Annotated in this window: 10 protein-coding genes; 6 read left to right on the plus strand and 4 right to left on the minus strand. The window is 73.9% G+C overall.

Features of this window, described 5'->3' with window-relative positions; all coding sequences use genetic code 11:
* Positions 1-150 precede the first annotated feature (150 nt).
* Together ACFYXM_RS23795 and ACFYXM_RS23800 are read right to left on the minus strand one after the other, a co-directional pair.
* Positions 151-1,293, minus strand: a complete 1,143-nt coding sequence (locus ACFYXM_RS23795) for an NADH-quinone oxidoreductase subunit D (RefSeq protein WP_389292130.1) — start codon at positions 1,291-1,293, stop codon at positions 151-153.
* 185 nt (positions 1,294-1,478) lie between these two features.
* Positions 1,479-2,534 (minus strand): SAM-dependent methyltransferase, encoded by a 1,056-nt coding sequence (locus ACFYXM_RS23800; RefSeq protein WP_389292176.1) that lies wholly within the window; start codon positions 2,532-2,534, stop codon positions 1,479-1,481.
* A 348-nt stretch (positions 2,535-2,882) separates the two neighbouring features.
* On the opposite strand from ACFYXM_RS23800, the gene ACFYXM_RS23805 reads away from it, so the two are divergent.
* Complete coding sequence (locus ACFYXM_RS23805) at positions 2,883-4,082, plus strand: sensor histidine kinase (protein WP_389292131.1); 1,200 nt, start codon at positions 2,883-2,885, stop codon at positions 4,080-4,082.
* Between the two features lie 240 nt (positions 4,083-4,322).
* Complete coding sequence (locus ACFYXM_RS23810) at positions 4,323-5,003, plus strand: response regulator (protein WP_389292133.1); 681 nt, start codon at positions 4,323-4,325, stop codon at positions 5,001-5,003.
* Positions 5,004-5,051: 48 nt separating this feature from the next.
* Here the strand turns inward: ACFYXM_RS23810 and ACFYXM_RS23815 are convergent, their stop codons facing one another.
* On the minus strand, positions 5,052-6,152 hold the full coding sequence (locus tag ACFYXM_RS23815; protein WP_389292178.1) for a DUF5937 family protein: 1,101 nt from the start codon (positions 6,150-6,152) through the stop codon (positions 5,052-5,054).
* Positions 6,153-6,256: 104 nt separating this feature from the next.
* On the opposite strand from ACFYXM_RS23815, the gene ACFYXM_RS23820 reads away from it, so the two are divergent.
* Complete coding sequence (locus tag ACFYXM_RS23820) at positions 6,257-6,481, plus strand: hypothetical protein (protein ID WP_389292134.1); 225 nt, start codon at positions 6,257-6,259, stop codon at positions 6,479-6,481.
* Positions 6,482-6,581: 100 nt separating this feature from the next.
* Here ACFYXM_RS23820 and ACFYXM_RS23825 read toward each other — a convergent pair whose 3' ends face one another.
* Positions 6,582-7,787: a threonine aldolase family protein gene (locus tag ACFYXM_RS23825; RefSeq protein WP_389292179.1), complete on the minus strand. Its 1,206-nt coding sequence runs from the start codon at positions 7,785-7,787 to the stop codon at positions 6,582-6,584.
* A gap of 335 nt (positions 7,788-8,122) precedes the next feature.
* On the opposite strand from ACFYXM_RS23825, the gene ACFYXM_RS23830 reads away from it, so the two are divergent.
* The 3 genes from ACFYXM_RS23830 (at position 8,123) to ACFYXM_RS23840 (ending at position 12,242) form a co-directional block, all read left to right on the plus strand.
* The gene (locus tag ACFYXM_RS23830; RefSeq protein ID WP_389292135.1) at positions 8,123-9,070 is read left to right on the plus strand and encodes a Rossmann-like and DUF2520 domain-containing protein; all 948 of its coding nucleotides are present in this window, start codon (positions 8,123-8,125) and stop codon (positions 9,068-9,070) included.
* Positions 9,071-9,249: 179 nt separating this feature from the next.
* Positions 9,250-10,284 carry a pantoate--beta-alanine ligase gene (gene panC, locus ACFYXM_RS23835; RefSeq protein WP_389292180.1) on the plus strand — a complete coding sequence of 345 codons (1,035 nt, stop codon included), beginning with the start codon at positions 9,250-9,252 and terminating at the stop codon, positions 10,282-10,284.
* The gene (locus ACFYXM_RS23840; RefSeq protein ID WP_389292137.1) at positions 10,281-12,242 is read left to right on the plus strand and encodes an L-aspartate oxidase; all 1,962 of its coding nucleotides are present in this window, start codon (positions 10,281-10,283) and stop codon (positions 12,240-12,242) included. The genes panC and ACFYXM_RS23840 overlap by 4 nt, the downstream gene beginning before the upstream one ends.
* Positions 12,243-12,263 lie beyond the last annotated feature (21 nt).

Below are 12,263 nucleotides of genomic sequence, written 5' to 3' on the forward strand. Positions count from 1 at the left end.
CGGCCCGGATTGTTGTTCCGTGTGCTCGCGCGCGGGTCGCCCGGTCGTTGTCCGCGAAATAGTGCGCGGGCGGTCCGGACCGTTGTCCGCGAAGCGGTGCGAAGGCGGTCCGGACCGTGTTCGTACGGATGGCCGGGCACCGCCCGTCCGCTACTTGTCGATGTCTCCGACGACGAAGAAGAGCGAGCCCAGGATCGCCACCATGTCGGCGACCAGGGTGCCCGGCAGCAGCTCGCCGAGCACCTGGATGTTGTTGTACGAGGCGGCGCGGAGCTTCAGCCGGTACGGGGTCTTCTCGCCCTTGGACACCAGGTAGTAGCCGTTGATACCGAGCGGGTTCTCGGTCCAGGCGTAGATGTGGCCCTCGGGGGCCTTCAGCACCTTGGGCAGGCGCTGGTTGATCGGGCCGGGCGCCAGGCCGGCCATCCGGTCCAGGCAGGCGTCCGCCAGGTCCAGGGAGTTGTGCGTCTGTTCCAGCAGGCACTCGAAGCGGGCCAGGCAGTCGCCCTCGGTGCGCGTGACGACCTCGAGGATGTCGCCCAGTTCTCCGTACGCGAGGTACGGCTCGTCGCGCCGCAGGTCGAAGTCGACGCCCGAGGCGCGGGCGATCGGCCCGGACACCCCGTACGCGTGCACGGTCGCGGCGGGCAGCACCCCGACTCCCCGGGTGCGGCCCCTGAAGATCTCGTTGCCGAGCACCAGGTCGTCGTACACGTCCATCCGGGCCCGAACCGCCGCGACGGCGTCCCTGGCACGGCCGAGCCAGCCCGCGGGGAGGTCCTCCTTGAGCCCGCCGACCCGGTTGAACATGTAGTGCATCCGGCCGCCGGAGACCTCCTCCATCACGGCCTGGAGCTCCTCGCGCTCGCGGAACGCGTGGAACACCGGGGTGATCCCGCCGAGTTCGAGCGGGTACGAGCCGAGGAACATCAGATGGTTCAGGATCCGGTTCAGCTCGGCGAGCAGGGTGCGCGTCCAGACCGCCCGCTCCGGGACCTCCATGCCGAGCATCCGCTCCACGGCCATGACGACGCCCAGTTCGTTGGAGAACGCCGACAGCCAGTCGTGGCGGTTGGCGAGCATCACGATCTGCCGGTAGTCGCGGGCCTCGAACAGCTTCTCCGCGCCGCGGTGCATGTAGCCGATGACCGGTTCGGCGTGCTGGACGCGTTCGCCGTCGAGGACGATGCGCAGTCGGAGCACGCCATGGGTGGAGGGGTGCTGAGGGCCGATGTTGAGCACCATGTCGGTGCTCTCCGCCGCGCCGCCGATGCCGACCGTCGTCTCCGTCATGCGGCCAGTATTCCTGAACGGCGAGGTGACGGGGTGGTGAGGCGGGGAGGGGGAGGTGGCGGGGCGGTGGTGCCGCGGGGCGCGGGTCACCGACGGGCACGGGGCCACGGACCCAGGGGCGCACGTGCGCGTACGGGCGCGGCTTCCATGGCGCCGCCCGGCGCGTACGCCCGGGGCACCGGCCGTCATACGCGTCGCATCAGCCATCCGAAGTCGCCCAGACCGCCCCGGGCCGTCAGCTCGGCCGCCTCGCCCGCCGAGGTCAGGGCCCGTACGTACCCGGCCGGATCGGCCGACGCCAGGGACAGGGGCGGGCGGGCGCCGTCGACGCCGAGCCGGTGCAGCGCCTCGCGCTGCGTCAGCACCTCCGATACCGGCTCGGACGCCCTGACGTTCCCGGAGCCGGTCGCCGCACCGCTCCCCGGGACGGCGACGGCGTCCACCGCCGCCGCGCACGCGTCCAGCGCCACATGCGAGGTGAGGTCACAGCTGCCGTCCGGCACCGGCCGTACCTCGCGGCCCGACCGGAAGCCGGTGAGCGTGCCGAAGGGCGGTCGCGTCCCGCGCGCATGGGCGTAGTCCACGGCCACCGCGAGCCCGCCGCCGAGCGTGGACACCACCCGCGCCCACGCCTCGTCGCGCGGGCGCCCGATCTCCGCCCGGCAGCCCGGCCCGGCCGACGGCCACCAGCGGCGCAGCCACTCCGCGTCGGGCCCGGTCACCGGCTCGCCCAGCTGCTCCTCCCCGTCCGAGGCCCGGACCAGGACGTACCGGTCGACGCCGTCCGCGTCCGTCTCCGCGACATCGGTCGGCACGTTGTCTAGCCACTCGTTGGCGAACAGCAGGCCGCGGACCCCCGACGGCGGTTCCGCGCACCACTCGATCCGGGGATCGAGACCGTCCGGGCGGGCGGCGACCTCCACCGCGTACGCCCGTACGACGAGCCCGTCGGCGTCCTCGGCCAGCAGCGCCGCCAGCACCCCCGTCAGCAGTTCGCCGCGCCCCGCCCCCAGGTCCACCAGGTCGACCTCTTCGGTGCCCAGGTCGCGGGCCGTCCGCACCAGCAGCCGGGCGACGGCGGAGGCGAACAGCGGGGACGCGTGGACGGAGGTACGGAAGTGACCGGCCGGTCCCTCGGGCCTCCGGTAGAACCCCCGGTCCCCGTACAGAGCCGTCTGCGCAGCCTCGCGCCACCCACGCCACTCGTCCGTCGCGCCTGTCGCCCCTGTCATGTCCGCCATGTCCGCCGTGCCCATCCTGACCGTCACGTTCGCCGTGTCCGCCATGCCTGCCGTGCCCGTCCCGACCGTCACGTTCGCCGTGTCCGCCATGCCTGCCGTGCCCGTCCTGACCGTCACGTTCGCCGTGTCCGCCATGCCTGCCGTGCCCGTCCTGACCGTCACGTTCGCCGTGTCCGCCATGCCTGCCGCGCCCGTCTCGACCGTCACGTCCGCCATGCCCGGCGTGCCCGTCCCGCCCGTCCCGGCCGTCACGATTTCCAAGTCTCCACCTTGGGGAGTACGGTCCCGCAGATCGGATCGGCCCTTCGGCTGACCCGGGCACCTTCCGCCTTCCCTACGCTGGATCACGTGCAGCGCCTCTACGCCTTCCTCCGCAGACACCCGACGGGCGTCGACACCTTCTGGGCTGTCTTCCTCCTCGGGCTCTCCGGACTGTCGGCGGTGGCAGTGGAGAGAGGCGGGGGACTGCTGGCCGCCGCGCTGATCACCATCGGCCTGTGCACCGTCGTCGCACTGCGCCGCCGCGCCCCGGAGAAGATGCTGCTGCTGGCCATCGCGATGGGAGTGGCGCAACTGCTGACCGGGGTCGTGCCGGGCACCGCCAACTTCGCGATGCTGGTGATCGTGTTCACCGTGGCGACGGTGGGGGAGCGCTGGGCCTCGCGGCTCGCGCTGGTGTGCAGCCTGGGCGCGGCGGGGCTCGCCCAGTTGCGCTGGCCCGCGGAGACGCAGCAGTCCGGCTGGGTCCAGCAGACCTTCGTCGCCATCGTGATGACCGTGCCGTTCGTGCTGGCCTGGGTGCTCGGCGACTCGATGCGGACCCGGCGCGCCTACTTCAACCAGCTGGAGGAGCGGGCCGCCCGGCTGGAGCGGGAGCGCGAGGCGCAGTCGAAGGTCGCGGTGGCCGCCGAGCGGGCCCGTATCGCCCGCGAACTCCACGACGTCGTCGCGCACAACGTGTCGGTGATGGTGGTGCAGGCCGACGGGGCGGCGTACGTCATGGACGTGGCGCCCGACCAGGCCAAGCAGGCCCTGGAGACCATCTCCAGCACCGGCAGGCAGGCCCTCGCCGAGATGCGGCGGCTGCTCGGGGTGCTGCGGACCGGGGACGCGGAGGAGAGCGGGGAGTACGTCCCGCAGCCCGATGTCGGCCAGATCGAGGATCTGGTCGAACAGGTGCGGCAGACCGGTCTGACCGTCGACTTCAAGATCGAGGGAACGCCGCGCCCGCTGCCCAGCGGGGTCGAGCTGACCGCGTACCGCATCGTGCAGGAGGCGCTGACCAACACCCGCAAGCACGGCGGCCCGGACGCCGGGGCCAGCGTGCGGCTGGTCTACTTCGACGACGGGCTCGGGCTGCTGGTCGAGGACGACGGGCGGGGCGCCTCGCACGAGATGTACGAGGACGGGGGCGCCGACGGCGCGGGACACGGGATGATCGGGATGCGCGAGCGGGTCGGCATGGTCGGCGGAACGCTGGACGCCGGGCCGCGCCCGGGCGGCGGCTTCCGGATCAGTGCGCTGCTGCCGCTCAAACCGGCCCGCTGATGCTCCGGACCCGGACCGGGACGAGGATCGTGTGCGTGCCCGCTCGGGATGCGGATCCGGAGCAGGCCGGGATGCGGGTCCGGATCAGGCCGGGACCGAAACCGGATCGGGTCCGAGCCCCGGCCGCCCGCCGGACCCGTCGGCCCACCAGACGTGCCGGACCCGGCCGCCGCTCCGGGTCCACCGGCCCACCCACACCTTCGCCCCGGATGATGCGGGACAGACAGGAGACAGACCCCCATGGCGATCCGCGTGATGCTCGTCGACGACCAGGTGCTGCTGCGCACCGGCTTCCGGATGGTGCTCGCCGCCCAGCCGGACATGGAGGTCGTGGCCGAGGCCGGTGACGGCGCCGAGGCGATCGACGTGCTGCGCTCCACCGCCGTCGACGTGGTGCTGATGGACGTCCGGATGCCGAGGCTGGACGGCGTGGAGGCCACCCGGCGCATCTGCGCGCAGCCGGGCGCGCCCAAGGTGCTCATCCTGACCACGTTCGACCTGGACGAGTACGCCTTCTCCGGGCTGAAGGCCGGGGCCAGCGGCTTCATGCTCAAGGACGTCCCGCCCGCCGAACTGCTCAGCGCCATCCGCGCCGTGCACAGCGGCGACGCCGTCGTCGCACCGTCCACCACCCGCCGTCTGCTCGACCGCTTCTCGCCGATGCTGCCGGGCGGTACGAGCGAACCGAAGCACCAGGGCATCGCCAAGCTCACCGAACGCGAGCGCGAGGTGATGCTGCTGGTGGCACAGGGACTGTCGAACGGCGAGATCGCGGCTCGCTTGGTGCTCTCCGAGGCGACCGTGAAGACGCACGTGGGCCGCATCCTCACGAAGCTGAACCTGCGCGACCGGGTGCAGGTCGTCGTCCTCGCGTACGAGACGGGGCTGGTCCGGGCCGGCGGCGGGGCCGGGGCGATCTGACCGGCGGGGACGAGGGGGCGGCCGGCCCGGGCGTTCCGTCGGGCCGGTTCAGCGCAGGATGCCCTCCAGGAAGTCGCTGCCGAGCCGGGCCACCGTGGTCAGGTCCAGCTGGTGCAGCACGTAACGGCCGCGCCGGCGGGTGGTGACCAGGCCCGCCTTCTTCAGCACCGCGAGATGCCGGGAGACCTCGGGGGCCGTGATGTTGTGCGTGTCGGCGAGTTCGCCGGTCGTGTGCGCGGAACGGGCGAGGTGGCGGCACAGACGCATCCGCATGGGGTGGGCCAGCGCCTCAAGCCGTAGCTGGAGCAGCTCCACGGAGGCGGGGGAGGGCAGCTCGGGCTGGTGCACCGGGTAGTGGATCACCGGCCGCCAGCCCGGCGCGTGCAGCAGGTTGAGGTGCGGCCAGCCGAAGGTGGACGGGATGAGGGTGAGCCCGGGGCCGACGGCGCTGGTCCGGCCGTCGGACAGCTTGTCCGCACTGATCAGGGCCCTCGCCTCGTCGAGGGCCAGCGCCGGGGACACCGCCCTCAGCGCCTCGCCGAGCCCCTTGCGGCGCAGCAGGTCCGTCTTGTGCCGGGCGTCGGCGACCAGCTGAACCCGAACCCGCTGCCAGGTCTCGGCGAAGAACGCCTGGTCGCAGTCCTCGAAGAGGCGCCGTACCCAGCGGCGCACGGGCGCGGGGTCGGCCAGCAGCTGCTGGGTGAACTCCACCTGACGGGGGCCCCGCGCCGCCGCCATCTCCAGGGCACGGGCCTGCATTGTCGGGTTGCCGAGCGGAGAGGGCGCGCCGAGCCCGTACAGGCTGGTGCAGGTGAATTCCAGGGCGGCGGACACGAACCGTTCGTCGTCCAGCCGGTCGAGGGTGTCCAGGTCCTCGGCCAGGCTCGCGCCCGTCCTGCCGTCGCCGCCGCGCACCCCGGCGAACGCCATGAAGACGTCCGAGAACGTGTGGCGCCACAGGAAGTCCGCCTCGTGCAGGCGGTCGGCGAGATCGGGCTCCAGCGCGCTGGCCGTCGCCGTCGCCCAGCAGTGCAGACCCGGGTGGTGCCCGGGTTCGGAGAGAGCGTGCAGGACCAGGCCCAGTTCCGCGAGGGGAGAGGTCTCGAAGACGATGCGGTCGGGGGCCAGGCCCTTGATGTCGATGTGCACGCTCACCCCTCCATGGTGCGGGGTGCGTGCGGAAGTCATTCGTCCGTTTGACGGCGGTCGTCAATTGACGGGCCGTGCGGGCGGCCCCGGCCCACGCTGTGGCGATGGACGCCATTCAGCAGCAGATGTTCGACTGCTACCGCGCGATCGCGCGGGGCGAGACGCCGCCGCCGTCGCCGGGCCGGCACGACTGGGAGGTGCTGCGCGGGGCCCGTGACCGGCAACGGTTCGAGGCCGTGATCGCGGGCCGTCCGGTGGGCGGCCGTCGGCGGGCGCTGCTGCGGGCCCTGCGCGCGATGTTCGCCCGGCGCCCCCGGCCGGTGCGCTGACCGGCCGGGGGCGGGGCGTGCGGTGGAGGGACGCTGCGAGGGCTGAGCCGTGTTCCACGTAGTACGAGGACCGTCCTGGTCCTACGAGGTCCTTCTGGTCCTACGAGGGCCCTTCCGCGGGGTTCACCAGGTCCAGGAACACGGTCACCGCCTCCCGGACGTCGGCCGCCGTCCACTCCAGCCCTTCCCGGCCCACCGTGACCTCGGTGAACGCCACCCCCGGCGGACCGGCGGGCGCGGAGTGCCAGCCGTGGAAGAGAGCCGTGCCCGTCTCCTCCGCCTGCCGTACCGACGCCTCCGTCAGGGCGTCCGCCCCGTACGGCAGCCAGACCTGGAACTGGTGCGTGTGCGGTGGCTCCGGATGCACCCGGAACCAGCCGGCGCCGGCCGCCGTGAGACCCTCGGCCAGCGCCTCGGCCACCACCTTCGCCTGCGCCACGTACGACGGGAGCGGGGGAAGCTCCCGGTCCAGGCCGATCAGCGCGGCGACCGCCGCCGGGAACTGCTGGAAGAGCTGCCCGCCGTACCGGTGACGCCAGGCGCGGGCCTCCTCGATCAGGGACTCCGGACCGGCCAGCGCGGCACCGGAGAGTCCGCCCAGGGTCTTGTAGAACGACACGTACACGCTGTCCGCGAGCGCCGCGATCTCCGGCAGCTCCCGCCCGAAATGGGGCGCGCACTCCCACAGCCGCGCGCCGTCGAAGTGCACCACCGCGTCGCGTTCGCGCGCCGCCGCCACCACTTCCTCCAGCTCCTCCCACGTGGGCAGGATGAAACCGGCGTCGCGCAACGGCAGCTCCAGCATCAGCGTGCCGAACGGCTCGGAGAGGTCACGGACCTCCTGCGCCGTGGGCTGGCGGGGCTCGGACGTCGGGTGGACGGTGCGCAGCCCGCTCACCGTCCCCAGCGCGCCGCGCTCGTGCACCTCCGGGTGGGCCATGGGGTGCAACGCCACCGTGGAGTCGCCGGTCCGCCCGGCCCAGCAGCGCAGCGCGACCTGCTGCGCCATCGTCCCGGTCGGGAAGAACGCCGCCGCCTCCATGCCCAGCAGCTCCGCGACCCGCTCCTCCAGCTCGGCGACCACGCCGTCGCCGTACATGTCCGCGGGCAGGTCGAGATCGGTGACGTCCCCGGCCCCCGCCACCAGCGCGGCCAGTCGTTCACCGACCGGGAGGTGCATGGGCGGGCGGCACAGGGCCCGTTCGGCGCCGCGCCAGGCCCGCAGCCTGCGCAGTCGCCGCTCCTGCGCCGAGGGCTGCTCGTCGGCGCCCGCCGTCCCTGCCGTCCCCTCCGCCACGCCCGCCATGTCCGCCGCGTGTGCCGTATCCGTCGCGTCTGTCGCGTCTGTCTCGTCTGTTGCAGGTGTCGCGTCCGCCGTCGCGTCCGTTGCGGTGCCCGCTGTATCCGTCATGGGGCGATCATCACGCAGGGCCCGGCCCGGCCCCGCATGGTTTTCGCGTGATCGTCGTGCGCGCGGGCCGCCCGGCCGGGCCCCGTGCGGCATTTCCCGCAGGCCGCTGCCACGGGCCGCGGCATTGCCCACAGGCTGTGGACGGCCGGGAGGCCGGACGCGACGCTGGCGTAGCATGCAGAGGAATCGTCCGGTACCCCCTGCGGACTGGAACGGAAGGCCACCGCCGAGTGAACGCAACACCCCCCAAGGAACCCCTCGACGCGAGGGACCGCCCCGCCCGACTCACGGTCGGCGTCGTGGGCGCGGGCCGCGTCGGCCCCGCCCTCGCCGCGTCGCTGAGCCTCGCCGGACATCGTCCCGTCGCCGTGTCGGGAGTCTCCGATGCGTCCGTGCGCCGGGCCGCCGAGCTGCTCCCCGATGTCCCGCTGGTGCCGCCCGCCGAGGTGCTGGCGCGTGCCGAGCTGGTGCTGCTGACCGTGCCCGACGACGCCCTGCCCGGCCTGGTCGAGGGACTGGCCGGGACCGGAGCGGTGCGGCCGGGCCAGCTGCTCGTCCACACCTCGGGGCGGTACGGGACGAAGGTGCTGGACCCCGCCCTGCGGGCCGGGGCACTGCCGCTCGCTCTGCATCCAGTGATGACGTTCACCGGCACCTCCGTCGACGTCCAGCGGCTGGCCGGCTGCTCCTTCGGCGTGACCGCCCCGGAGGAGCTGCGGCTCGCCGCGGAGGCGCTGGTCATCGAGATGGGCGGGGAGCCCGAGTGGATCGCGGAGGAGGCCCGCCCGCTCTACCACGCGGCGCTCGCCCTCGGCGCGAACCACCTGGTCACCCTGGTCGCGCAGTCGATGGAGCTGCTGCGCAAGGCAGGGGTCGCCGCCCCCGACCGGATGCTCGGGCCGCTCCTCGGCGCCGCGCTCGACAACGCCCTGCGCTCCGGCGACGCGGCCCTGACCGGCCCGGTGGCCCGCGGTGACGCGGGCACGGTCGCCGCGCACATCGACGAGCTGCGCAGGCACGCGCCGCAGGCCGTGGCCGGTTACGTCGCGATGGCCCGCGCCACCGCCGACCGCGCCCTCGCCCACGGCATGCTCAAGCCGGAACCGGCCGAGAACCTGCTGGGCGTCCTGGCCGACGACGCCGGCACCACGGGCGGCAGCGGACCACGGGAGCCCTGATGACCACCACACCCGGCAAGCCCGGAGCAACTCCCGTACCCGGAGCAACTCCCGTCCCCGGAACAGCTCCCATACCCGGAACAGCTCCCGAGTCCGGAACCGCTCCCGTCCCCGGAGCCGACCCCGTCCCCGGAGCCGACCCCGTACCCACCACCCCCGACACACCCCCCGCCACCGCCATGCACACCACCGCCCGCATCCCCGCGTCCACTCCGTCGGCCGCCCTCCTCCGTACGGCCGCCGAGCTCGCCGCGTTCGCGCCGCTCAAGGGCCCCCGGGCCGTCGTCATGACCATGGGAGCCCTGCACGAGGGCCACGCCACCCTGATCCGTACCGCGCGCGCGACGGCGGGTCCGGACGGCCAGGTCGTCGTCACCGTCTTCGTCAACCCGCTCCAGTTCGGCGAGGCGGCCGACCTGGAGCGATACCCCCGCACCCTGGAAGCCGATCTCGCCGTGGCGGGCGCGGCAGGCGCCGACGCCGTCTTCGCGCCGTCCGTCGACGAGGTCTACCCCGGCGGCGAACCACAGGTCCGCGTCTCGGCGGGCCCCATGGGCGAATGCCTCGAAGGCGCCTTCCGCCCCGGGCACTTCGACGGCATGCTCACCGTCGTTGCCAAGCTCCTCCATCTCACCCGCCCCGACCTCGCGTTCTACGGGCAGAAGGACGCCCAGCAGCTGGCACTGATCCGCCGCATGGTGCGCGACCTGAACTTCCCGGTGGAGATCGTCGGCGTGCCGACCGTCCGTGAGCCGGACGGCCTCGCGCTCTCCAGCCGCAACCGCTTCCTGGACGTCGAGGAGCGGCGCACCGCCCTCGCCCTGTCCCGGGCCCTGTTCGCGGCGCGGGACCGGCTCGCCGCCCAGCAGGCGCTGCACGCCCGCGCGCAGACCACCGCGGCCACCACCGGCCGGGCCGCCGCGCTCACCGCGCTCGGCGAGGCCCGCGCCGCCGCCGACACCCAGGCGGTGGCCCTGGCCCGCCCCGTGGACGGGCCCGCGGCGGTACGGGCCGCGGCGCGGCTGGTCCTCGACGACGCCGCGGCCGAGCAGCCGCCGCTGGTCCTGGACTATCTCGCGCTCGTGGACCCGTCCGACTTCACCGAGATCCCCGACGACCGCACCACCGGCGACGCGATCCTCGCGGTCGCCGCGAAGGTCGGCGCCACCCGCCTCATCGACAACATCCCGCTGACCTTCGGAGCCACCCGGTGACCGGAATACGCCACCACGCGACCGGAATACGGCTGACCGCCCCCGCACCCGGTTGGTCCATCGACGCCGATGTCGTGGTGGTCGGCTCGGGCGTGGCCGGCCTCACCGCAGCGCTGCGCTGCGCCGCCGCGGGCCTCGCCACCGTCGTCGTTACCAAGGCCCGCCTCGACGACGGCTCCACCCGCTGGGCGCAGGGCGGCATCGCCGCGGCCCTCGGCGAGGGAGACACCCCGGAGCAGCACCTGGACGACACCCTGGTCGCGGGCGCGGGCCTGTGCGACGAGGACGCGGTACGGACCCTGGTGACCGAGGGGCCCGACGCCGTACGCAGGCTCATCGGGACCGGTGCCCGCTTCGACACCACGGACGGCGGCGAGATCGCGCTGACCCGGGAGGGCGGCCACCACCGCAGCCGCATCGCCCACGCGGGCGGTGACGCGACGGGCGCCGAGATCTCCCGGGCCCTGGTCGCGGCGGTCCGCGAGGCCGCCCTGCGCACCATCGAGAACGCCCTCGTCCTGGACCTGCTGACGGATGCCGACGGCCGTACCGCGGGCGTCACCCTGCATGTCATGGGCGAGGGCCGGCACGACGGCGTCGGCGCGGTGCGCGCCCCCGCCGTGGTGCTCGCCACCGGCGGTATGGGCCAGGTCTTCTCCGCCACCACCAACCCGGCCGTCTCCACCGGGGACGGCGTGGCCTTGGCGCTGCGGGCCGGGGCGGAGGTCTCCGACCTCGAATTCGTCCAGTTCCACCCCACGGTCCTCTACCTCGGCGCCGACTCCGAGGGCCAGCAGCCCCTGGTGTCGGAAGCGGTACGGGGCGAGGGCGCCCACCTCGTCGACGCGTCCGGTACGCGTTTCATGGTGGGGCAGCACGAACTGGCGGAACTGGCCCCACGTGACATCGTCGCCAAGGCCATCACGCGCCGGATGGAGCTGCACGGCACCGAACACATGTATCTCGACGCCCGTCACTTCGGGGCCGACATGTGGGAGCGGCGCTTCCCCACGATCCTGGCCGCCTGCCGCGCCCACGGCATCGACCCGGTCACCGAGCCCATCCCGGTCGCGCCCGCCGCGCACTACGCCTCCGGCGGCGTGCATACCGACCTGCGCGGGCGCACGACCGTACCCGGCCTGTACGCCTGCGGCGAGGTCGCCTGCACCGGCGTGCACGGCGCGAACCGGCTGGCGTCCAACTCCCTCCTGGAGGGCCTCGTCTTCGCCGAACGCATCGCGGCGGACATCGTCGAGCAGGCGAACGATGCCGAGCACATGAACGGTGCCGAGCAGGCGAACGATGCCGAGCGGGCGGACGGCGTCGAGCAGACCAACGGCGTTGCGCAGACCGACAGCGCCGCGCGGGCGGACGACGTCGAGCCTGCCGCCGGAGGGACCGGCACCCGGACCTCCGCCGCGGCCGACCGGCCCCTCTCCGCGACCGCGGACCCGGCCGCCCTTCCCGCCCCGTCCCCGCTGCTCGACCCCGAGCAACGCGGCACCGTCCAGCGGATCATGACGCGGGGCGCCGGAGTCCTCCGTTCCGCCGAGAGCCTGGCCGCCGCCGCCGAAGCGCTCGAAGCCCTGCACGACGGCGCCGTCCGAGCCGCGGCCCCGGACGGCGCACCGGACGCCGACGCACCGGACGCCGACCGTCCCAAGCCTGCCGAGCCCGGCGTCGAGGCGTGGGAGGCCACCAACCTGCTGCTCGTCTCGCGCGTCCTGGTCGCCGCCGCCCGCCGCCGTGAGGAGACCCGCGGCTGCCACTGGCGCGAGGACCGGCCCGAGCGCGACGACGAGAACTGGCGCCGCCACCTCGTCGTCCGGCTCACCCCGGAGCGCCGGCTCGTCCTCCGTCGGACGGAGACCGCGGCATTCGGGCCCGTACGCCCCGCGCAGGCACCAGACTGCGCAGCAGCACCCCCGATCCACCCCGACGACCACCCCGACGACTGATCCACCCCCCGCCGACGTGAC

Origin of the sequence: Streptomyces sp. NPDC002476 (genome assembly GCF_042889785.1) — a bacterium.
Classification (GTDB): domain Bacteria; phylum Actinomycetota; class Actinomycetes; order Streptomycetales; family Streptomycetaceae; genus Streptomyces.